Source organism: Pantoea sp. Seng, from assembly GCF_009829935.1.
In the GTDB taxonomy this organism is placed as follows: domain Bacteria; phylum Pseudomonadota; class Gammaproteobacteria; order Enterobacterales; family Enterobacteriaceae; genus Pantoea; species Pantoea communis.
This window is the reverse complement of record NZ_SZZV01000008.1, coordinates 39,200-61,947: the sequence shown is the minus strand read 5'-3', so window position 1 is coordinate 61,947 and position 22,748 is coordinate 39,200. Positions and strand designations below refer to the sequence as shown.

21 protein-coding genes are annotated in these 22,748 nt (G+C 56.1%); 8 read left to right on the top strand and 13 right to left on the bottom strand.

All coding sequences use genetic code 11. The features are described 5' to 3' along the window. Positions 1–4: 4 nt before the first annotated feature. The 4 genes from FD737_RS10295 (at position 5) to flk (ending at position 4,098) form a co-directional block, all read left to right on the top strand. Entirely contained in the window at positions 5–982 is a 978-nt protein-coding gene (locus tag FD737_RS10295) for a tripartite tricarboxylate transporter substrate binding protein (RefSeq protein ID WP_097116561.1), read from the top strand. Between the two features lie 11 nt (positions 983–993). After that, positions 994–1,425, top strand: a complete 432-nt coding sequence (locus FD737_RS10290) for a tripartite tricarboxylate transporter TctB family protein (RefSeq protein WP_058962348.1) — start codon at positions 994–996, stop codon at positions 1,423–1,425. A 12-nt stretch (positions 1,426–1,437) separates the two neighbouring features. After that, positions 1,438–2,946: a tripartite tricarboxylate transporter permease gene (locus FD737_RS10285; protein ID WP_034825138.1), complete on the top strand. Its 1,509-nt coding sequence runs from the start codon at positions 1,438–1,440 to the stop codon at positions 2,944–2,946. Between the two features lie 120 nt (positions 2,947–3,066). Further along, entirely contained in the window at positions 3,067–4,098 is a 1,032-nt protein-coding gene (gene flk / locus FD737_RS10280) for a flagella biosynthesis regulator Flk (RefSeq protein ID WP_160833446.1), read from the top strand. 1 nt (position 4,099) lies between these two features. Here the strand turns inward: flk and FD737_RS10275 are convergent, their stop codons facing one another. Next, positions 4,100–4,543, bottom strand: a complete 444-nt coding sequence (locus tag FD737_RS10275) for a rhodanese-like domain-containing protein (RefSeq protein WP_097116558.1) — start codon at positions 4,541–4,543, stop codon at positions 4,100–4,102. 86 nt (positions 4,544–4,629) lie between these two features. Here FD737_RS10275 and FD737_RS10270 point away from each other — a divergent pair, with 86 nt between their 5' ends. Next, positions 4,630–6,066, top strand: coding sequence for a PLP-dependent aminotransferase family protein (locus FD737_RS10270; protein WP_160833445.1), 1,437 nt, complete (start codon positions 4,630–4,632; stop codon positions 6,064–6,066). Here FD737_RS10270 and FD737_RS10265 read toward each other — a convergent pair. Beyond that, entirely contained in the window at positions 6,029–7,210 is a 1,182-nt protein-coding gene (locus tag FD737_RS10265; RefSeq protein WP_097116556.1) for an MFS transporter, read from the bottom strand. The genes FD737_RS10270 and FD737_RS10265 overlap by 38 nt on opposite strands. Positions 7,211–7,427: 217 nt before the next feature. Further along, the gene (gene fabB, locus FD737_RS10260) at positions 7,428–8,648 is read right to left on the bottom strand and encodes a beta-ketoacyl-ACP synthase I (protein ID WP_034825147.1); all 1,221 of its coding nucleotides are present in this window, start codon (positions 8,646–8,648) and stop codon (positions 7,428–7,430) included. Between the two features lie 155 nt (positions 8,649–8,803). Here fabB and mnmC point away from each other — a divergent pair, with 155 nt between their 5' ends. Next, positions 8,804–10,816 carry a bifunctional tRNA (5-methylaminomethyl-2-thiouridine)(34)-methyltransferase MnmD/FAD-dependent 5-carboxymethylaminomethyl-2-thiouridine(34) oxidoreductase MnmC gene (gene mnmC, locus FD737_RS10255; RefSeq protein WP_160833444.1) on the top strand — a complete coding sequence of 671 codons (2,013 nt, stop codon included), beginning with the start codon at positions 8,804–8,806 and terminating at the stop codon, positions 10,814–10,816. 30 nt (positions 10,817–10,846) lie between these two features. Here the strand turns inward: mnmC and FD737_RS10250 are convergent, their stop codons facing one another. The 6 genes from FD737_RS10250 to prmB all read right to left on the bottom strand — a co-directional run bounded on the left by FD737_RS10250 (position 10,847) and on the right by prmB (position 15,721). Beyond that, on the bottom strand, positions 10,847–11,128 hold the full coding sequence (locus FD737_RS10250; RefSeq protein WP_034825151.1) for a YfcL family protein: 282 nt from the start codon (positions 11,126–11,128) through the stop codon (positions 10,847–10,849). Positions 11,129–11,284: 156 nt separating this feature from the next. Continuing rightward, on the bottom strand, positions 11,285–11,830 hold the full coding sequence (locus FD737_RS10245; RefSeq protein ID WP_034825153.1) for an elongation factor P hydroxylase: 546 nt from the start codon (positions 11,828–11,830) through the stop codon (positions 11,285–11,287). 67 nt (positions 11,831–11,897) lie between these two features. Then, complete coding sequence (locus FD737_RS10240) at positions 11,898–12,695, bottom strand: sulfite exporter TauE/SafE family protein (protein ID WP_034825156.1); 798 nt, start codon at positions 12,693–12,695, stop codon at positions 11,898–11,900. A 130-nt stretch (positions 12,696–12,825) separates the two neighbouring features. Beyond that, positions 12,826–13,650 (bottom strand): penicillin-insensitive murein endopeptidase, encoded by an 825-nt coding sequence (mepA, locus tag FD737_RS10235; protein WP_160833443.1) that lies wholly within the window; start codon positions 13,648–13,650, stop codon positions 12,826–12,828. 7 nt (positions 13,651–13,657) lie between these two features. Continuing rightward, positions 13,658–14,743: a chorismate synthase gene (gene aroC, locus FD737_RS10230; RefSeq protein WP_160833442.1), complete on the bottom strand. Its 1,086-nt coding sequence runs from the start codon at positions 14,741–14,743 to the stop codon at positions 13,658–13,660. Positions 14,744–14,788: 45 nt separating this feature from the next. Next, entirely contained in the window at positions 14,789–15,721 is a 933-nt protein-coding gene (gene prmB / locus FD737_RS10225; protein WP_034825163.1) for a 50S ribosomal protein L3 N(5)-glutamine methyltransferase, read from the bottom strand. A gap of 156 nt (positions 15,722–15,877) precedes the next feature. On the opposite strand from prmB, the gene smrB reads away from it, so the two are divergent. Further along, positions 15,878–16,426: an endonuclease SmrB gene (smrB, locus tag FD737_RS10220; protein WP_034825165.1), complete on the top strand. Its 549-nt coding sequence runs from the start codon at positions 15,878–15,880 to the stop codon at positions 16,424–16,426. A 58-nt stretch (positions 16,427–16,484) separates the two neighbouring features. On the opposite strand, the gene sixA is transcribed toward smrB, so the two are convergent. From sixA to FD737_RS10200, 4 genes are all read right to left on the bottom strand, one after another. Continuing rightward, entirely contained in the window at positions 16,485–16,967 is a 483-nt protein-coding gene (gene sixA, locus FD737_RS10215; protein WP_034825272.1) for a phosphohistidine phosphatase SixA, read from the bottom strand. Positions 16,968–17,162: 195 nt separating this feature from the next. Then, complete coding sequence (gene fadJ, locus FD737_RS10210) at positions 17,163–19,292, bottom strand: fatty acid oxidation complex subunit alpha FadJ (protein WP_160833441.1); 2,130 nt, start codon at positions 19,290–19,292, stop codon at positions 17,163–17,165. Then, positions 19,292–20,602, bottom strand: a complete 1,311-nt coding sequence (gene fadI, locus FD737_RS10205; protein ID WP_160833440.1) for an acetyl-CoA C-acyltransferase FadI — start codon at positions 20,600–20,602, stop codon at positions 19,292–19,294. The genes fadJ and fadI overlap by 1 nt, the downstream gene beginning before the upstream one ends. A gap of 167 nt (positions 20,603–20,769) precedes the next feature. Next, positions 20,770–21,066, bottom strand: coding sequence for a YfcZ/YiiS family protein (locus tag FD737_RS10200; protein ID WP_072226461.1), 297 nt, complete (start codon positions 21,064–21,066; stop codon positions 20,770–20,772). Between the two features lie 358 nt (positions 21,067–21,424). Here FD737_RS10200 and fadL point away from each other — a divergent pair, with 358 nt between their 5' ends. Further along, entirely contained in the window at positions 21,425–22,708 is a 1,284-nt protein-coding gene (fadL, locus tag FD737_RS10195; RefSeq protein WP_034825171.1) for a long-chain fatty acid transporter FadL, read from the top strand. Positions 22,709–22,748: the final 40 nt, after the last annotated feature.

Here is a 22,748-nt window from a genome sequence, read left to right as displayed (position 1 = left end):
AATAATGAAAAAAATCTTACCCCTCGCCCTCGCCTCAACCCTCGTGGCTTTGTCGATCTCTTCTGCGCTGGCAGAAGCGCCAGACCGGACAGAATGTATCGCCCCCGCCAAACCCGGCGGTGGATTTGATCTGACCTGTAAGTTGATTCAGGTTTCCATGCAGGAAACCGGCGAAATCAGTAAACCGATGCGCGTGACCTATATGCCCGGCGGTGTGGGAGCGGTGGCTTACAACGCCATCATTGCTCAGCGCCCCGCCGAAGCAGGCACGCTGGTGGCCTTCTCCGGCGGTTCGTTGCTCAATCTCTCTCAGGGCAAGTTTGGCCGCTATTCAGAAAGTGACGTGAAGTGGCTGGCTGCCGTCGGCACCGATTATGGCATCGTCGCGGTACGCAATGACGCCCCATGGAAAAACCTCGGTGAACTGATGGAAGCCATGAAGAGCGATCCCACCAAAGTGGTGGTCGGCGCAGGTGCTTCGATCGGAAGTCAGGACTGGATGAAAACCGCCCTGCTGGCTCGCGAAGCGGGCATCGACCCACGCAAGATGCGCTATGTCGCGTTTGAGGGCGGTGGCGAGCCGGTAACGGCTCTGCTTGGCAACCATATTCAGGTGGTCTCCGGGGATATGAGCGAGATGGTGCCACATTTGCAAGCCGGCAAGTTGCGCGTGCTGGCAGTGATGTCTGACAAACGCTTACCGGGTGAACTGGCGAATGTGCCGACCGCCAAAGAGCAAGGCTATAACGTCGAGTGGCCGATTATTCGCGGTTATTACCTTGGTCCAAAAGTGACTGACGCGGAATATCAGTGGTGGGAAGACGCGTTCAAAAAATTGGTGACCACCAAAGAGTTTCAGCAACAGCGAGATATGCGCGGACTGTTTGAGTTCAACATGTTCGGCAGCGAGCTGGATGCCTACGTGAAAAAACAGGTGGCTGATTATCGCGAAAAAGCCAAATCCTTTGGCCTGGCCAAATAACGGAGTCGATGATGAGCGATCGTATCTTCGCCGGTATCTGGCTGCTGCTGTGCATTGCCGGGCTGTTTATTGCCTGGCAAATCCAGAGTGAATACAGCTATGAACCGGTCGGCCCACGCCCTTTCCCGATGCTGCTGCTGGGATTAATGGCGATTTGCGCCGTGATGATGTTACTGCGCAAACCCGATCTGGTGCAGTGGCCTTCCGCCACCACACTGAAAAAGTTAGTGCTGATGTGCGTCATGCTGATGGTATATGGCTGGCTGTTTGAGCGTCTGGGTTTTGCTGCATGCACCACGCTGCTGACCTTTGGCATTGGGCTGTTGTTTGGCGCGCGCTGGTGGGCGGCTGCGGTGTCCGGTGTGGTGATGGGCATAGCACTGTTTTATGCCTTTGACCGCCTGCTCGATGTCACCTTGCCCGTCGGCAGCTGGTTCAATTAACGGGAGTCTCACATGGATACCTGGTCTTTTCTGATGCAAGGGTTTGCCGTCGCGATGACGCCGGAAAACCTGATGATCGCACTCATCGGCTGCTTTATTGGCACCATTGTTGGCCTACTGCCCGGACTCGGGCCGATTAACGGTGTCGCGATCCTGATGCCGCTGGCGTTTGCTCTGCACTTACCTGCCGAGTCCGCGCTGATCCTGCTTGCTACGGTCTACATCGGTTGCGAGTACGGTGGTCGTATCTCCTCTATTTTGCTTAACGTGCCAGGCGATGCCGGGGCAATCATGACCGCGCTGGATGGCTACCCGATGGCGCAACAGGGCAAAGCTGGCGTGGCCCTGTCGATCTCAGCAGTGAGTTCATTTATTGGATCCACGATCGCCATTCTCGGCATTATTCTCTTTGCCCCTATATTGGCCAACTGGTCACTGGCCTTTGGTCCGGCGGAGTATTTCGCGCTGATGGTGTTTGCGATTGCCTGTCTGGGCAGCATGATGAGCCACAATCCGTTGAAATCGTTTTTAGCCGCGCTGATCGGTTTGGGTATGGCCACCGTTGGCGTCGATGCCAATACCGGCGTCTATCGTTTCACCTTCGACAGCGTGCACCTCTCCGACGGTATCCAGTTTGTGGTCGTGGTGATCGGACTGTTTTCTGTCAGTGAAATACTGCTGATGCTGGAATCCACCAGCAGCGGGCAGAAAGTGGTTCGCGCCAGTGGCCGCATGATGTTCAACATGAAAGAAGCGGCGCAGGCAACCGGTGCTACCTTGCGTTCCTCCTTTATCGGCTTCTTTGTGGGCGTACTGCCCGGCGCCGGTGCCACCATCGCCAGTGCTATCGCTTATATGAGCGAGAAAAAAATCAGCGGCAGCGACCAGTTTGGTAAAGGGGATATTCGCGGCGTGGCGGCACCTGAAGCGGCCAACAACGCCTCGGCTTGTGGCTCCTTTATTCCGATGCTGACGCTGGGTATTCCGGGCTCCGGCACCACGGCGGTGATGGTCGGTGCGCTGACGCTGTACAACATCACACCCGGCCCGGCGATGTTTACCGAACAGCCGGATATCGTCTGGGGTCTGATTGCAGCATTGCTGATTGGCAACGTCATGCTGCTGATCATGAACATCCCGATGATCAACATCTTCGCCCGCATGCTGACCATCCCGCTGTGGTTCCTGGTACCCGCCATCGCCGCGATCTCTGCAGTGGGCGTTTACGCCGTGCACAGTACCACTTTTGATCTGTTGCTGATGGTCGGACTGGGTATCTTTGGCTATATCTTGCGTAAAATGGATTTCCCGATGTCGCCGCTGATACTGGGCTTCGTGCTGGGAGAGATGCTGGAGCAAAACCTGCGCCGTGCGCTCTCCATCAGTAACGGCAACCTGCCGATTCTATGGGAAAGCCTGATCTGCAAAGTGTTGCTGGTGTTGGCGATCGCTGTCCTGATCGTGCCGCCACTGTGGAAACGCTGGCGTCGTAAGCGTCTCAAACTGGCTGAAGCTGAATAAATCCAGAACTGACGCGATTTCCCCTCACTGCCCCCGTGGATTTCCCGGGGGCTTTTGCTATCATATGACCTCTTTTTTCCGGCGCACCCGGATCTGACCTCGTTTTTCAAGGATTCCGCCATGCAACCTCTCAGCGGTCCCGGTGTGCCTGCGGGCGATCGTTCAACGCTCACTAATGCGACTGGCCCAACTCGTCCTGGCGGACCGGCGGGCGAACAGCCGCTCTCCCCTGCCCAGCGCACCACGCTGGAACGTCTGATTGTGCGCATCATGTCACTCAGTACCTTGAAAGCCCCGGAATTGTGGGCTGGCGTACGCCATGAAGTAGGCGTGAAGAATGATGCTGAGCTGCAATCGCGTCATTTTCCTGCTGCCGAACAGCATTTGAATGGGCGTCTGACCCAGGTACAGAACAGCCTTGCCACACGTCAGCTGTTGCAGCAGCTGCTGGAAAAGCTGCCGCAGGGCAATAATCGCCAGGCGGTGAGTGATTTTATTCGTCAGCAATTTAACCAAACGGTGCTGAGTGCGCTGTCGCAAGACCAGTTACATCAGGTGCTGACCATGCTGCAAAATGGGCAGATGGCGATCCCGCAGCCGCAGCAAACGCGCGCGTCCGATCGCACGCTGCTGCCAGCTGAACAGCAATCGCTGAATCAACAAGTTACGCGCCTTGCGGCCACGACCGGCGAATCACCGGTCAAGCTGCTGTCTGAAGCGCTGAAACTGGTCAATCTGAAGAGTGGCGATCCAATTCCCTCTCGCCACTTCCCGCTGCTGACACAATATTTGCAGGTACGTCAGACATTGGGTCAACACAGCGCACCGACCTTACAAATGCTGGAAACTTCGCTGAAGCAGCCGCTGACACATGACGAGCAACGGCTGCTGGAGGATTATAGCCAGCAGCGTTTCCAGGCCACGCCGCAGATGGTACTGACGCCCGCGCAAACGCAAGATCTTATCAACTTGCTGTTTAGCCGCCGCGTCGAGAAAACGCTGGAGCAGCCGCACGCCGCCAGTGATTTACGTCCGCAGCCGATCTGGTCGCCGTGGATTGAGATTTTGCCGCGTCCGCTGGCACAGCGCCCGGCACTGACATTGATTCTGGGCCTGGCACTGTTCTTCTTTTTACTCTGGCTGTTCCTGTAATTTAGCAGCCACAGTGCGCGCCGGATGCGGCCTGTGGCCACTCGCCCGGCGACGTTCCCCACGTTAATGGATGCCCATCGCGCTTCCAGAAATCCAGTCCACCGATCAACTCTTTGACCTGAAAACCCAGCGAAGCCAGTTTCCATGCCGCTTTCGTTGAGCCGTTGCAGCCGATGCCATCGCAGTATGTGATATACACCTTACTGCGATCCAACTGTGCAGTGGAGTCGGCATTCATAGTGCGATGCGGAAACGAAATCGCCCCGGTGATGTGCCCCGCCAGATAGACATCAGTGGATCGCGCATCAACCACCACTATCGCATTGACGCCTTGCGCCAGATCCTCTGCCAAATCCCAGGCATCGGTGTAATAACTCAGTTTGTGCTGCAGATACGCCACGCTTTCCTGAGGATCCGCGGGCGGGAAGAGTAAGACTGATGACATCGCATTCTCCTTGTGTAATTTTCCCTGAGTTTACGGCAAAGTGGTCTGCAATCTGATACCACTTTCGCCACAGTGATAAGACCACAATGCGCCACTCTTTTTTAGCCTTGTTTAATCACACGTCATCCGGCGGCTTACGTGAACGTTTATGCCATACGCTACGTGAGGCCATTACTTGCGGCCATTTGCACCATCAACAACGCTTACCCTCCAGCCGTCAGTTAGCCGAGGATTTGTCGCTGTCGCGGGTGACGGTGGAAGCCGCTTATGCGCAGCTGGAGAGTGAAGGCTATCTGGAGAGACGGGCAGGTCGGGGGACTTTTGTATCGATTGCAATGCCTGCACGGGCGGCGACCACACCCGCACAGGGTTCACCCCGATTTTCCCGACGCGGCGAGCAGATCCTGGCGACGGGTGGCTGCCAGGAGCCGCCGTTCCCCCATGCGTTTGCCGCCGGTTCGCCTGAATTACGCGCTTTCCCGCATACGCAATGGCGCCGGATCAGCAACAGCGTGCAGCGCTCGCTGGGTAACCAGGTAATGAGCTATGGCGATCCACTAGGCTTTATGCCGCTTCGTGAGGCGGTGGCGGATTATCTGGCGTTATCACGCGGGGTGCGCTGTGCTGCCGGGCAAGTCGTTATCCTAACCAGTTCACAGCAGGCCCTGCAGTTACTGGCGCTGATGTTACTGGATGCCAATGATGAAGTGTGGCTTGAGGAGCCTGGCTATCCCGGCGCGCGTAACGCTTTCCTCGCTGCGGGTGCACACTGCCGCGCGATGCCGTTGGATAGCGAAGGCGCGATGCCGCTTGAAGGAGACGCGAGGCTGGTTTATCTGACGCCGGGACATCACTATCCCACCGGTACCGCGATGAGCCTTGCCCGCCGCCTGCAGTGGCTCGACTGGGCGCACCAGCAGCAAAGCTGGTTAATTGAGGATGATTACGACAGTGAGTTTCACTATGACGATCGCCCGCTTCCCGCCTTACAGGGATTGGAGGATAACAGCCGGGTTATCTGCCTTGGCACTTTTTCCAAAACGCTCTTCCCTTCCCTGCGGCTGGCGTGGATGGTCGTGCCGCCAGCACTGGTAGATGCCATGGGTCGCGCGCGCAGCATTCTGGATGGTCACAGCGCGCTGTTGCCGCAAGCGATTACCGCTGAGTTCCTCCAACAAGGCCATTTTGCCAGCCACCTGCGGCTGATGCGCCAGCTTTACCACAGCCGCCGCGACCGATTGCTGGAGCAGATCAACACGCGCCTGCAGCCGTGGTTGACGCCGCTACAGGCGTCTGGCGGGCTACAGCTGACGGTAGCATTGCATCAGGGTGAGGAAGCACAGCTCACGCAACAGGCCAGGGAAATCGGTCTGCTGCTGCCACGTCTGTCGCCGTTGTACAGCAACAGTCAGCCGCAATCGGGCTGGCTGCTGGGCTTTGCCGCGCTGACGCCAGGTGAGATTGTCAGCGCCTGCGATAAGCTGGTTACGCTGTTGTCGCGCTACGCGCAAACGACCAGGTGACGAGAATGCCCAGGGCTGCGCAGCAGGCACCGGCAAGGTAGACCGAGCCATAACCCAACGCCGTGGCGAGCAGGCCGGTCAGTGGGCCGCTGGCACCGTAAGCGATATCCTGGAAAGCGGAGAAACCGCCCAGCGCCGTGCCACGAATTTGCGGCGAGACACGTTTGATCACCTCGACGCCGAGCGCCGGGAAAATCAGTGAACAGCCGCAGCCGGTGAGCGCGGCGCCTACCAGCGCCATCCAGCCAGAGCTTGCACACGCCAGCACCAGCAAACCGGCAGTTTCCACCAGCAGCGAGATCATTGCGACGCGGACGCCACCGTGACGATCCGGCAGGCCGCCAAAGAACACGCGCACCAATACAAAAGCACAGCCAAATGCGGTCAGGGCAAAACCGGCATTGCCCCAGTTTTCTGCGGCAAAATAGAGCGAGGTAAAAGTGCCGATCACGGCGAAGCCGGTGCCCTGTAACGCCAGCGCGATGCCGGGTTGGAAGATGGTTTTCACCACGCTGAACAGAGAAGGACGTTCGCCACCCACCACCGGCACTTTACTGACCCAGCTATTGATCGCCAGCGAGAGCAGTGGCAACAGCAGCGCGACAGCACCGAGTGCCGCGAATCCGCCATGTTGATTGATCAACAAACCCAGCGGCGCGCCCGCCGCCAGCGATCCATAAATCGCCATACCGTTCCACGACATCACCAGGCCGGATCGTTTGCTTCCCACCAGCCCCATGCCCCAGGTCAGATTGCCGGTGAGCAGCAAGCTTTCACCAAATCCGAGTAACAAACGCCCCACTGCCAGCAAACCAAATTTTGCCCACGGCGAAACCGGCAACAACGCCGCGGCCAGATACGCCACACCCACCAGCGCGATGGCGATCATACCGTGTTGGGTGGTGAGCTTCGCGCCGTGCTGATCGGCTCGGCGTCCGGCGAAGCTGCGCGTCAGCAACGTGGCGAAGAATTGAATGCCCACCGCGACGCCCACCATCAGGTTGCTCATGCCCAATTCCTGATGCACGTACAGCGGGATAACCGGGAGCGCCAGGCCTGCGGTTAAGTAAGTGAGAAACACCGCAAAGGATATGCAACCCAAAGGCAGCACAGATTGCGTCTGCGTATCAGCAGCCGTGGTCATGATGGTATGAATTCCTTGTTCAGAGCGTGCACGACAGGCAAAACCAACATACGTTCACACCCTGTATTCAGGCGAAAACGGGTTGTTTGGTTCATACTGTGCGCAAACGATTATTTTGTTTCAGGCAAGATGTGAAGAGTGTAGGCAAGCGGCGGGTGAATTGTCAAAAACAACAGGGGCCGGATAAACCGGCCCCTGGAAAACGGTGATCACGCTATTAAGCTGGCAGCTTACGCATGGTCAAGGTGGCGTTGGTGCCGCCGAAACCGAAGCTGTTGGACATCACGGTGGTCAGCGCTTTTTCAGTCGGCTGCGTCACGATGTTCAGGCCTTTACCCGCTTCATCAATCTCTTCGATGTTGATGCTTGGTGCGATGAAGCTATGCTCCAGCATCAGCAAGGTGTAGATCGCTTCCTGCACGCCCGCTGCACCCAGTGAGTGACCGGTCATGGCTTTGGTAGCAGAAATGTACGGTGAGTTGTCACCAAACACTTCGCGAATCGCACCCAGCTCTTTCACATCACCAACTGGCGTAGAAGTACCGTGGGTGTTGAGGTAATCGATTGGGGTATCAACGCCCTGCATCGCCATCTTCATGCAACGCACTGCGCCTTCGCCTGATGGTGCCACCATATCAGCACCGTCAGAAGTCGCGCCGTAGCCAACGATTTCTGCGTAGATGTGCGCGCCGCGAGCCAGAGCATGCTCCAGCTCCTCAACCACCACCATGCCGCCGCCGCCAGCGATCACGAAACCATCACGGTTCGCATCATAGGTACGGGAAGCTTTTTCTGGCGTCTCGTTGTATTTGGTAGACAGTGCGCCCATCGCATCGAACTCACAGGCCATTTCCCAGCTCAGCTCTTCGCCGCCGCCAGCAAACACGATGTCCTGTTTGCCCAACTGAATCTGCTCAACCGCGTTACCGATGCAGTGTGCGGAAGTGGCACAAGCAGAGCTGATTGAGTAGTTCACACCGTGGATTTTGAATGGGGTAGCCAGACAAGCTGATACACCTGAACCCATGGCTTTGGTCACCACATAAGGGCCAACGGCTTTCAGACCACGCGGGCCACGCATCGCATCGGCACCGAAGACCTGGTAACGCGGAGAACCACCGCCTGAACCGGCAATCAGACCCACGCGTGGGTTGTTCTGATACTGCTCGTCAGTCAGGCCGGAATCCTGAATCGCTTCTGCCATAGACAGGTAAGCGTAGATTGAAGCATCACTCATGAAACGCACGATTTTGCGATCGATGAGCCCGTTGGTATCCAGTTTGACGTTGCCCCATACGTGGCTGCGCATACCGATATCTCTCATCTCTTCAGAGAAAGTGATACCCGAACGGCCTTCACGCAGAGAAGCCAGCACTTCTTGCTGGTTATTACCAATGCTGGAAACGATACCCAGGCCAGTAATCACTGCACGTTTCATTCAATAGTCCTCATTCCACTTCTTTTGGATTGACGTGCACTCTAGCTTACAGTTGTAAGCCGAACAAGTCCGATCAGCCATTTCCTTTTGTAAATTTGCGTCATGTGACGGCAGTCGTTAAAATCGCGCCACTGCCTGAAAAACGAGCCTTTCCCGTGAAATTAGCCCCGGTTGAACACGCGCAATTAAACTGGAATGATCAGGGTACACCTGTTTCCCGAGCATTCGATGACGTCTATTTCTCCAACGACAACGGGTTGGAGGAGACGCGCTATGTTTTCCTCAACGGCAACCAAATTCCTCTCCGTTTCGCTCAACATTTTCGCGATATTTTTATTGTCGCGGAAAGCGGTTTTGGGACCGGTCTGAACTTTCTTACCTTGTGGCAAGCGTTCGATCGCTTCTGTAGCGAACATCCCGACGCGACACTTAAGCGACTGCACTTCATTAGCTGCGAAAAATTCCCACTGACGCAAACCGATTTGGTCGCAGCGCACGCACACTGGCCTGAGCTGGCGCACTGGTCAGAACAGTTACAGCAACAGTGGCCACAGGCGCTGCCGGGTTGCCAGCGTTTACTGTTCAACAACGGTAAAGTCACGCTCGATCTCTGGCTCGGTGATATTAACGCGCTAATTAATACCTTTGATGACAGTCTCAATGCTCAGGTGGATGCATGGTTTTTAGATGGTTTTGCGCCGTCTAAAAATCCGGAGATGTGGACGCCGGAACTGTTCGCCGCCATGGCCCGTCTGGCCCGGCCGGGTGGGACGCTGGCGACCTTCACCTCGGCAGGTTTTGTCCGTCGGGGATTACAGGAAGCAGGTTTTACCGTGGCTAAGCGCAAAGGCTTTGGTCACAAACGCGAAATGCTAACGGGCGTAATGGAGCAGGTTGCTGCCCTGCCCCATAGCCAACCGTGGTATGCCCGCCCTGCGGCTCGCACTCAGGAAGTGGCGCTGGTTGGCGGTGGCGTGGCGAGTGCCGTACTGGCGCTGGCGCTGTTGCGCCGGGGCTGGAAGGTGACGCTTTATTGCGCGGATGCAGCACCTGCGCTCGGTGCTTCCGGCAACCGTCAGGGCGCACTATATCCGCTGCTCAATCAGCACGGTCCCGCTCTCGCCACGTTCTTCCCTGCGGCGTTCACCTTTGCCCGCCGTTTGTATGACCAGCTACCGGTGATGTTCGAGCATGACTGGAGCGGTGTATTGCAACTCGGCTGGGACAGTAAAAGTGCCGATAAGATCGCCCAAATGCTGGAGATGGGATTGCCGCATGATGTGGCGTACGGCGTAAGTCAGGAGGACGCGCAGCAATTAGCGGGCGTCGAAACCGGTAGTGGTGGCATTTTCTATCCTCAGGGCGGCTGGCTCTCTCCGTCGCAACTGACCAGCAACCTATTGGAGCATGCGCAAACGCTGGGTTTACGCCTGCACTGGCTGCATCGCGTCACCACGCTGGAAACCACGACTGAGGGCTGGACCCTGAACTTCAGCGAGCAACCCTCGGTAAATCATCAGCAGGTGGTGCTCGCCAATGGCCATGCGCTGCTGGAAATTGAGCAAAGCAAAGACTTGCCCGTTTACGCGGTGGCGGGTCAGGTCAGTCATGTGCCGACCAATCCTAAGCTGGGCGCGTTAAATACCGTACTCTGCTATGACGGCTATCTCACGCCAGTCAGCCCGAATTTCAGCACCCACTGCATCGGGGCCAGCTACCATCGTGGCGATACCACAACCGATTTCCGTGCTGACGATCAGCAGGAAAACCGCCAGCGCCTGGTGAACTGTCTGCCGGATGCAGAGTGGCCACAGCAGGTGGATATCAGTGATAACGAGGCGCGTGTTGGCGTGCGCTGCGCAACGCGCGATCACTTACCGATGAGTGGCAGCGCGCCTGATTACGCCGCAACGCTGGTGCAATATGCTGATTTGCCGGGGCAACGAGCACGGGGTGAAACCCTTGCCGATGCACCGGTTCATGCCGGTTTATTTGTGCTGGGTGCGCTGGGTTCACGCGGCTTGTGCAGCGCGCCGCTGGCGGCGGAAGTACTGGCGGCACAGATGAGTGGTGAGCCGCAACCGCTGGATATCACCACGCTGGCGGCATTGAATCCGAATCGTTACTGGGTAAGAAAATTGCTGAAAGGTAAGAAAGCGGGACGCTAGGATGGCGGGGCGAGCGGCCGCCCCGACTTATCAGGCGGTCTGACGCGCCTGCTGGAACAAATTATCCCACATGCCAATCACCAGCGCCTGATCGCGTGGTGACAGTTCACCTGCGGCAATCGCATTTTGCAGGCTGTTGGTCACATGGATTTGCAGCGCTTCTGGCGTGTGCTCACCGCTGATTTCAATCTCAGCCACCGCCAGGGTCAGATGACCACGCAGATAGCCACCGGCAAACAGCTCGTCGTCACTGGCGTGATCAACCATATCGTCAATCAATGCCAGGATGCGGGATTCGAATTCTACGATCATCGTCTTGTTCCTTATTGCCCTTGATACGCCGCGCCGCTACTGCGCTGGCTTCATGCTCTTGCCCCGTTACACGCTGGTTCGCGTTCCCGGGGGTCGTTCATTCGCCGTTATGCTGCAACGCGGGTGACTTTGGGTCATTAATAATATGTTTGCGAATCACAGATCTTCCGGCCACGGGAAGTGTGCCGCCGTCAGCGCTGGCGTACCGTAATAGCTGGCTAACGCATCGATAAAACGTGCCGGACGTGCCGGGATACCCTGCTCAAAATAAGTCATCACCTGAGCATGGACCTTGCGCTGGAACGCGATACGATCGGGTTCACAATCGCCTTCGAGGTTGTCACAGCTGACATTGAAGGGAAAGCCCGCCGCGACACAGAACAGCCACTCCAGCGCCTGTGGCTTGACTTCCACTGACTCGAACTGACTTTGCGTTTGCGCATCCCGCCCATCCGGGCAGTACCAATAACCAAAATCCACCAGCTTGCGGCGCGCTTCACCGGCAATACACCAGTGAGAAATTTCGTGCAGCGCGCTGGCGTAGAAACCGTGAGCAAACACCACACGGTTCCACGGCGATTCCTCATCCGCTGGAAGATAAATAGGTTCGTCATCACCTTTAATTAGACGGGTCTGAAAGTCTTCAACAAAGCAGCCATCAAAAATATCCACCAGCTGCTGGTAATGATGTTCTGTACTCATAATATTTTAATCTTTAAAAAAATTAGCGCCATTGTCGCATTGGCAGCCGTTCTTGACGAGTACTGCTTTACAGCGTGGCTATCCACGCCAGCAACGCGCTGCCATGGCTATCCCACAATAATTTGGCGCTCATCACAGCGGATACAGTCACCACCATCGGGCGGATCAGCTTCTGACCCCGGCTCAGCACCAGTCTGGCGCCGATACGCGCGCCCACGAATGCGCCAATCAACATGATCACGCCCGTGCCCCACACTACCTTTCCGCCGAACATAAAGAACAGCAGACTGCCGAAATTGGAGGTGAAATTTAGGACTTTGGCGTGGGCGGTGGCCTTGGCAAGATTGAAGCCACACAGCGTCACAAACGCCAATGCATAAAATGAACCGGCACCCGGACCAAAAAAGCCGTCGTAAAAACCGACGCAACCACCGCCGACCAGCGCAAAAGCGATCCCCTGCAGGCGATGCTCACGGTCCGACTCGCCCAGCCGCGGCATTAACAGGAACCATAAACCGATGCTGATCAGCAGGAGCGGCAAAATCTGTCGTAGTACATCCGCCTGGATATGCTGAATCAGCACCGTGCCACACACCGCACCGATAAAGGTCATGGCAATGTTCAGCCGCTGTTCGCGCAGATTCACCGCGCCGCGACGCACAAAGTAGAGGCTGGCAGAGAAAGATCCGCCCACCGACTGTAACTTATTGGTGGCTAAAGCCTGAGCAGGAGAGAGTCCCGCAGCGAGTAATGAAGGAACGGTGAGTAAGCCACCGCCGCCGGCGATGGAGTCGATAAACGCTGCCAGCACCGCAACCAGAAACAACACGCCCAGCAATAGGGGGCTAACAACAAAGAGGTCCATTTTTTTCTCGTAAAGTTAACCCGACCATTCTTATTGCAGGCTGGGCATCCGTGCTCTCTCCTGGTCTCACACATATCTGTGTCTGGGAGAGAGAACGTTGCCAATACTGCTGCAACAGGAAGCGTCACGGCTAGAGTAAATGACGATCTAATAGTGCCTGACAGGATGGCGGCAACGGCGGCGGCGTTTTCTTCACAGGCGGCGTGCTACCCGGTTTTTTCGGCAGGAACCAACTGTCTAACTCTGCACCACAACCATCACCCGGCGGCGGTGCAGCCTGATCTTCACACTCCAGACTGCCTGCCGGACAGCGCAGACGCACGTGCATGTGGGCACGATGGGCAAACCACGGCCGCACTTTATTCAGCCACGCGCGGTCGCTTCCGGCATCCGCACAAAGCTGCTTTTTAATCGCCGGATTGACAAAGATACGTGTCACTTCATTATCTTTAGCCGCCAGCTTGATCAGGCTGTCGATCTGCGGCTGCCAATGACGCGCAATCACTTGCTTATCATCCGGTGCCACCAAATCCAGTGGCTGTGGCTTCAGCAGCTGCTGCGCCGTCCAGCGGTTTTGCGGCAGCTGCAACCAGATATCGACATCCAACCCGGTTTGATGGCTGGCATGCCCACTGCTGAAGCGCCCGCCGGCCGCCATGCCCATATCACCAATCAACACCTGCCCCAGCTGCAGTTGATGCACCTGGGTACTGAGACGCTGAATAAAGGCAATCAGATCGGGATGGCCGAAATAACGCCGCTGATCCTGACGCATGACCTGATAATTGGGTGAATTGAGTGGCAGTTGCTGTGCACCGACAATACAGCCGTTGGCGAACCCGCCAATCGACTGTGGGCTGCCAGCAATCGGCTGATGGATTTGCTGCCAGGGCGTGGCAGCAAACGCGGCCGCACTGCACAACAGCGCGGCAACGGTGGTGAGCAGGCGGCGCATCCGTGGCTTACCAGCGCGGAACGCTGCTGTTGACGTCACCGTTCTGCGCACGCTGGCGCAGCAGGTGATCCATCAACACAATCGCCATCATCGCTTCGGCAATCGGTACCGCACGAATGCCCACGCACGGATCGTGGCGACCTTTAGTAATCATCTCCACTTCTTCGCCCTCACGCGTGATGGTTTTACCCGGCACGGTGATGCTGGAAGTCGGTTTCATTGCCAGGTTCGCACTGATGGTCTGGCCGCTGCTGATGCCACCCAAAATGCCACCCGCGTGATTGCTCTGGAAACCGTCGGCGCGAATTTCATCACGATGCTGGCTACCACGCTGGCTTACCACGGCAAAACCGTCGCCGATTTCAACGCCTTTCACCGCATTGATGCTCATCAAGGCATGCGCCAGATCGGCATCCAGACGATCAAATACCGGCTCGCCCAGTCCCGGTGGCACGTTCTCTGCCATCACCGTGACTTTAGCGCCGATCGAGTCGCCCTCTTTCTTCAGGCCGCGCATCAGTTCATCCAGCGCTTCCAGCTTCGAGGCATCCGGGCAGAAAAACGGGTTCTCTTCAACGATGCTCCAGTCTTTCAGCTCGCAGGTTACATCACCAATCTGTGCCAGATAACCACGTACCTGAATGCCGTGCTTCATTTGCAGATACTTTTTGGCAATCGCACCCGCCGCCACGCGCATCGCGGTTTCACGCGCAGAGGAACGGCCACCGCCGCGATAGTCGCGCAGGCCATATTTTTGCTCGTAGGTGTAATCCGCATGGCCGGGGCGGAACAGATCTTTGATTGCGCCGTAATCCTGTGAACGCTGATCAGTATTTTCAATCAGCAGGCCGATAGAGGTGCCGGTGGTGACGCCCTCAAACACGCCGGACAAAATTTTCACCTGATCCGGTTCGCGGCGCTGGGTGGTGTAGCGCGATGTGCCCGGACGGCGGCGATCGAGATCGTGCTGAATATCCGCTTCCGTAAGAGGAATGCCTGGCGGCACGCCATCAACGATGCAGCCCAGCGCAATACCATGCGACTCGCCAAAGGTGGTTACGCGAAAAACTTGTCCAATGCTGTTACCGGCCATTGTGGTTCCTTGTTGCGATGTTGCGGGCGATGTCTCGCCCCATTTTTAGTCTTTGTAGAAGGAGAAGTGATGCTGTGCCGCGACGATCTGCTCGCGCGTCAGCATAAACACACCGTCACCGCCGTTATTGAACTCCAGCCAGGTAAACGGCACATCCGGGTACTGATCCATCATATGTACCATGCTGTTGCCCACTTCACAAATCAGCACGCCCTGCTCACTCAGATAATCCGGGGCACAGGCAAGAATACGGCGCACCAGTTTCAGACCATCACTGCCTGCTGCCAGACCCAGTTCTGGTTCGTGGCGATATTCATTCGGCAGATCGTCCATATCTTCCGCATCCACGTACGGTGGATTGGTGACGATCAGATCATATTTGACCTGCGGCAGGCCACGGAACAGATCGGAGCGAATGGGCGTGACGTGGTGGATCAAACCGTGTTCTTCAATGTTTTGCTCGGCCACGGCCAGCGCATCGGTGGAGATATCCACCGCATCGACTTCCGCTTCCGGGAAGGCATAAGCACAGGCGATCGCGATGCAGCCACTGCCGGTACACATATCGAGAATGTGGTGCGGTTGTTCACCAACCAGACCGGCAAAACGGTTTTCAATCAGCTCACCAATCGGCGAACGCGGCACTAACACGCGCTCATCGACATAGAATTCATGGCCGCAGAACCAGGCTTTGTTGGTGAGATAAGCCACCGGAATGCGCTCGTTGACGCGGCGAATCACACGTTCAACAATGCGGTGACGCTCGCTGGCCGTCAGGCGCGCATTGCGCATATCTTCTGGGATATCCAGCGGCAGCCAGAGCGTGGGCAGAACCAGTTGGACTGCTTCGTCCCAGGGATTATCCGTGCCGTGGCCGTACCAAATGCCTGCCGCCGAAAAACGGCTGACAGCCCAGCGCAGCATATCCTGAATGGTGTGCAGTTCACTCACTGCCTCATCGACGAAAATCTTGTCCACGTAGCCCTCCGCAGGCCTTAAAATCAATCGGCCGATAGTGTGCCACGAAGCCGGGCAGAATTCAGCGCAGCGAGGCGAAAAAGCTGACATTTGTTAACGCTAAGCGTTAAGGTATGCCACCGGCTATTAACCAGCCCTTTAACCCTAATTTGAGCCATGAGTAAGAAGACGCCCCTAAACCAGGACGATCAGGCGCTGTTTCGTGAGTTAATGAGCGGAACGCGTAAGCTGAAACAAGACACTATCGTGCACAAACCGGTAGTGAAAACCCGCGAAGTCCCGCTGAAAAGACTGCTTTCCGAGCAAGCCGATAACAGTCACTACTTCTCAGATGAGTTTCAGCCTTTGCTCTCCAGCGAGGGGCCGATGCGTTATGTGCGCGCGGATGTCAGTCATTACGAGCTGAAGAAATTGCGACGCGGCGATTACACGCCGGAAATTTTTCTCGATCTTCATGGTTTAAGACAGCAGCAGGCCAAACAAGAGCTGGGGGCGCTCATTGCCGCCTGCCGCCGTGAACACCTGTTCTGTGCCAGCGTGATGACCGGGCACGGCAAGCATATCCTCAAGCAGCAAACACCGCTGTGGTTGGCGCAACATCCGCATGTGATGGCATTTCACCAGGCACCGAAGTTATTTGGCGGCGATGCCGCGCTGCTGGTGCTGATTGAAGTCGAAGAGTGGCAACCACCGGAGCTGCCTTAATCCTTAAAAAGGAAAGGGCCGCAGAAGGCGGCCCATAGAGATATGACTTTTGGTGACATTACATCGCTTTGGCCAGTTTTGACGGGCTGACCTGCCACTCCAGTTTGCCTTCACAGGCGTCTGCATCAAAGTTCACATAAGCAATTGCCGACGTAGCAAACATCGGTGGCGCTTCCTGCGGGCAAAGCTCTGAAACCAGATAGCCCACCAGCGGCAGATGCGAAATGACTAAGGCTGATTTCACACCCTGCTGCGCCAGCGCCTGCAGATAACAGGCCACCATGCCCGGATCGCCACCTGGCGTCAGTTCTGGTAGCACGTCCTGCCCTTCTGGCAGCTTCAGTGCCTCACGAACCGTGGCGAGCGTCTGCTCTGCACGGAGATAAGGGCTCACTAACACCCTTTCGATATCCAGCGCCTGGCCGTTTAGCCAGCTCGCCATCTGGCGCGATTCGTCACAGCCACAGATTGTGAGTGGGCGTACTGAATCACTCGCTGCTTCCAGAGCTGCATCGCCATGACGCATGATAAAAACTTGCATAAAGCACCGCTGTTGTTTGTCGATATCGTCGGGTACCACAGCACCAGACGCTTCATTCTGCGAATGAACGCTGTGTTTTACCCCAATGGCTTCAGTATAGTCAACCGGTTGTTTATTAAATAAGCACATCTCAGAATGGTGCCGCACCACCTTCTTCATGGCACCATAACTAACCCGCTGAATCTGTGCGCCTATTCATATTTGTGCAGAAGTGTAAAAATTCGTTTGCGCTTCTGACATTGCCATTAAAGCGTCACAGGGCGCGAAACGATCGCCATGTTGCTGCATTAATGCACGTAATGTATTGACGATTTGGCTGACGCCGCGTTGATCCATATAGCGGAACGGCCCGCCGAGAAAGGGCGGGAATCCGATGCCAAATACCGCCGCGATATCACCATCCCGAGCATTGCGCACCACGGACTCGTCCAGACAGCGTGCGGCCTCATTCAGCATCATCATCACGCAGCGTTGCGTAATCTGTTCTTCGTTCTGCTTTGCCTGCGGCCTGACGTTAATCAGGCCATAGATAGAGGCATCCACTTTGCGTTTTCCCGGCCAGCGAGCCGCGTTGTAAAGGTAAAATCCTTTCTGGTTTTTACGCCCTTTGCGGCCATCGGCCAGGATGGCATTGACCGCCTCGGGTGCGCTGAAACGCTCGCCATAAGCCTGCAGCAAAATCGGACTGATTTTGCTGCCGACATCAATGCCCACTTCATCCAGCAACTGTAACGGCCCGACAGGAAAACCGAACTTCACTAACGCGCGATCGATATGGTCCACCGGCTCCCCTTCCAGCAAGCAGCGCATGGCTTCATTTATATAGGGCGCGAGAATGCGGTTGACGTAAAAACCGGGTTTATCGGCCACCACCACCGCTGTTTTGCCTTGCTGACGCGCCAGCTGCACCGTGGTCGCCAGCGTTTCAGCCGAGGTGCCCGCATGCGGAATCACCTCCACCAGCGGCATTTTGTCCACCGGGCTGAAGTAATGCAGACCAATCACATTCTCGGGGCGCTGCGCGTTGGCGGCAATATCGCCAATCGGCAACGAAGAGGTGTTGGAAGCAAAGATGGTGTGTGGCTGGCAATGACTTTCGATATCCGCTACCATCTGCTGCTTCAACGTCAAATCCTCAAATACCGCTTCAATCACCAGATCGCGCTGGCTGAACCCCTGATAATCGATACCGCCGCTGATGCGCGCCATCTGTTGTTGACGCTCAGCGGGTTTCAGCTGGCGCCGCTTCACTTTTTGACTCAGCAGGTCCCAGCTGTATTGCAATGCATGGTTCACACCATTGAGATTGACGTCTTTAATTCGCACCGGAAAACCGGCTTTCAGCGCCGTTACGCTGGCAATACCCCCGCCCATCAATCCGCCACCGAGCACGCCGATGTGTTTTAATGCGCGCGGTTCAGCCTCGGCCACCGCTTCTTTCTTGATCGCGGTCGAGGCAAAAAACAGACTGCGCAGTGCCGCAGATTCAGGGGTCATCGCCAGCTGGCCGAAGGCGCGCGCCTCCGCCGCGTGTCCGGCGTGGCTGCCCTGCTCCAACCCCGTGCGCACCACTTGCAGAATGCGATCCGCCGCCGGGTAATTCCCCTGCGTTTTGCGGTCGGTTTGACGTTTTGCCATCGCGAATAACAGCGAGCGCGCCAGTGGCGCCTGCATCAGGCGATCGCGACGTGACAACTCACGGCGAACAACCTTTCCTTTATGCACACGCGCAATCGCCGTTTCCAGCAAGATGGATTGAGGCACCGCATCGTCAACGATACCCAGTTTCAGTGCCTGTTTAGCACGCAGCTGCTTACCACTCAGAATCAGCGGTAGCGCTTGCGGCACCCCAATCAGTTTTGGCAGGCGCTGCGTCCCGCCTGAGCCAGGTAACAGGCCCAACTGCACTTCCGGCAGGCCCAGGCGGGTTTTATCATCCAGCGTGCAGATACGTGCGCTGCAGGCCAGCGCCAACTCCAGGCCGCCGCCGAGACAGGCACCGTGAATCGCCGCGACCACCGGGAAAGGCAGCGCCGCAATCTCCGCCATTACCTCTTGCCCCTGGCGGGCTAAAGCTTCCGCTTCTTCTGCCGTCTGGCAATCGGCGATCATGCTGATGTCCGCACCGGCGACAAAGTTATCGCTTTTACCCGAAATCAGCACTAATCCCGCCAGCTTCGGATTGCTGCGCGCTTCAGCCAGCACCGCTTTTATTTGTGGGACAAACTCCGCTTTCAGCGTGTTCATCTTTTCGCCCGGCACGTCGATGGTAATGATGCCGACATGATCGAGGCGCATGTGTAAATGGAATGCAGATGCGCTCATTATTCGGCCTCCAGAACCATTGCGCTGCCTAATCCGCCCGCTGCACAGGCGGTCACCAGTCCTAATCCTCCGCCGCGCCGCCGCAGTTCATGCAACGTTTGGGTGATCATGCGCGCGCCAGTGGCAGCAAACGGATGGCCGTAAGCAATGGAGCCGCCCAACACATTGAAACGTTCTTCATTCACTTCACCCAAGGCATGCGGGCGATTCAGTACCTCTCGCGCAAAACGCTCATCACGGAACATTTTCAGATTGGCCAGCGTCTGTGCCGCGAAGGCTTCGTGCATATCGATCAGCGTCAGGTCGTTGAGGGTAATGCCAGCGCGATCCAGCGCCAGCGGTGAGGCATAAGCGGGACCCAGCAACATATCCTGCCAGACATCAATCGCAGTAAACGCATAGCTGCGCAGATAGCCAAGCGGCGTAATTCCCAGTTCTCGTGCACGGCCTTCACGCATCAAAATCACCGCGGCCGCGCCATCGGTCAGCGGTGTGCTGTTGGCTGCCGTGACGGAACCGTGGCGACGATCAAAGGCCGGTCGCAATTTTGCGTAGTCGCTAGCGCTGGCGTTAAAGCGAATGTTGTTGTCCTGCTCAATTGGTGCTTTCCATGGCGGTACAAAGGCCGCCATCACTTCCTGCGCCAGCACGCCTGACTGCCAGGCACGTGCTGCGTGCTGATGTGAGCGCAGCGCCAGAGCATCTTGTTGTTCACGTGTGATGCCGTGGGTTTTCGCCATTTGTTCGGCGGTATCACCCATGCGTAAGCCGGTGGAATACTCTGCAACCGCAGGCGGCACGGGCAACAGATCGCGTGGGCGAAGACGGCGTAAGATTTGCAACTTTTTGCTGAAGGTTCGTGCTTTGTTGAGATCGACCAGCGCGCGCGCCAGCGTCTTGCTGACGCCAATGGGCAGTACTGATGAGGAGTCTGCACCGCCGGCAATACCCGCATCCATGGTACCCGCCATAAGGCTTTCCGCCACATTCGCCACCGCCTGAAAACTGGTAGCACAGGCACGACTGACGCTGTATGCATCAGTGTGCACGCTCAATCCGCTGCTCAGCACGATTTCGCGCGCAATATTGGGCGCTTCCGGCATTTGCACCACCTGGCCAAATACCAGTTGATCGATAAAGTCGACCGGCAATTCGCTGCGCGCCATCAACTCTGACACCACCATGCGCCCCAACTCCAGCGCGGGAATGCCATGAAAATCACTCGCCTGACGGGCGAAAGGCGTGCGTAATCCATGGGTTATGGCGATTCGTTCGCCCTGACGCGTCAGCAGCGGCTGCGCTTTGCTCATTGCACTCACCTGTAATTTACGACCGTAGCATCATTGCCAAACAGGTCTGACCTGATCATCAGTGTTAACCAGGTGTTGCTAAGTCGCCAATAACAGAAGAAAAAAAGTGCGAGGGAAGACACGAAAAAGAGAAAACGCTGCCGGAAGGGCTTCCGGCAGCGACAGGATTAGCGTAAGCCGAGTTGAAAAATCAAGGTTTCGGCCTGGCAGGCAAAAGTGAAATCAACATTCAGGCGAAGCCCTGGCGCTTCTTCAACGAATTCTGCGTGAATCTCGCAAGGCTCGGATTCAACCTGACGCGCTTTGTCCGTCAGGTGCTTCAGCATCGCTTCAGCCGCATGACGATCGGCAAAAGCGCCAGACCAGCTCGCCGTGCAATCGGTATTGTCCATTACGGTGCCTACATCTACGCAGCAGCACGCCGCCGTTTCCGTGGCACTGCATTTTTTAATGGCATCAGTCATTGTTTTCTCCTGACGATAAATCGACACAATCGGATCATTTTCTGACACAAAGTGTACGCCCCGCGCGGCCTGGCTTCTATCTCTCAGCGGCTAAGTGACGAATATCACACTAAAAATTGATCCAGAACAAATTTGACCGCTATGCTAGATGGGCATCGACAAGATTTTGTTAAGCAGATCTGATTTTATCGATCAAATCGGAAATATTTAAAAAACATTATTGCAACAAATACACAGGTCAGACCTATACTCGTCGCACTGGTCTGATATGTGCCTATGTCATCAGTCCCTACAATCCGCCGTCCTTTGTTACGCGACGTAACAACGTTTAATAATAAATCTAGATGAGGTTGTGGTCATGAACCATAAGAACCTGTTTGCAAAGTCAGCTGTGGCAGCTGCAGTGGCGCTTATCTCTTCCCAGGTTTACGCCGCAGGCTTTCAACTTAATGAATTCTCAGCAATTGGTTTAGGTCGTGCTTATTCTGGTGAAGGTGCGATGGGCGATACCGCCGCATCTGCCAGTCGTAACCCGGCGACCATGGCATTGATGGATCGCCCTTCTTTCTCCATCGGTACCGTTTATATTGATCCAGAAGTGGATATCAGCGGCCAGAGCCCAACCGGCAACAGCCTGAATGCGAAAAACATCGCACCGAATCAGTGGATCCCTAACCTCCATTACGTTCATCCGATTAACGATCAGTGGTGGGTAGGCGCATCCGTCACCTCTAACTATGGTCTGGCGACAGAGTTCAATGACGGTTACACCGCTGGCGGTTACGGTGGTAAAACCGACCTGATGACCGGTAACTTTAACCTTAGCACCGCTTATCGTTTGAATGAGCACTTCAGCTTTGGTGTTGGCTTTGATGCGGTTTACGCTAAAGCAAAAATCGAACGTTATGCGGGTGAAGCCGGCGCTCGCGTCGGCATGCCAGCGGATACTCAGGTTGCCCACCTGAAAGGTGATGAATGGGGTTACGGCTGGAACGCTGGCATCCTGTATGAAGTGGATAAGAACAACCGCTTCGGCTTCACCTATCGTTCAGAAGTCAAAATTGACTTTGACGGCGATTACAAGAGCAGCATTCCCACCGCTTACAACGGTACACCGCAGGCGATTGCTTTAGGTCTGCCTTACGGCACCAGCGGCCAGACCATTCCGGGTTCACTCACGCTGAACTTGCCAGAGATGTGGGAAGTGTCGGGCTGGCATAAAGTGGCACCACAGTGGGCCGTACACTATAGCCTGACCTACACCAGCTGGAGCCAGTTCCAGGAGCTGAAGGCCACGGGCAGCAACGGTCAGACGCTGTTCTATAAAGATGAAGGCTTCAAGGATGCGTATCGCATCGCGCTGGGTACCACTTACTTCTACGACGATAACTGGACGTTCCGTACTGGTATCGCGTTTGATGACAGCCCGGTTCCTGCCGATAAACGCTCAATCTCAATTCCGGATCAGGACCGTCTGTGGTTGAGTGCCGGTGCTTCTTACGCCTTCAACGAAAATGCGTCAGTCGACCTTGGTATCTCTTACATGCACGGCCAGAAAGTCACGGTGAAAGAAGGCCCTTACACCTTTAACTCCGAAGGTAAAGCCTGGCTGTACGGCGCGAACTTTAACTACAAGTTCTGATGCTGAACACAGTGTGAAAAACGGCGACAGTGATGTCGCC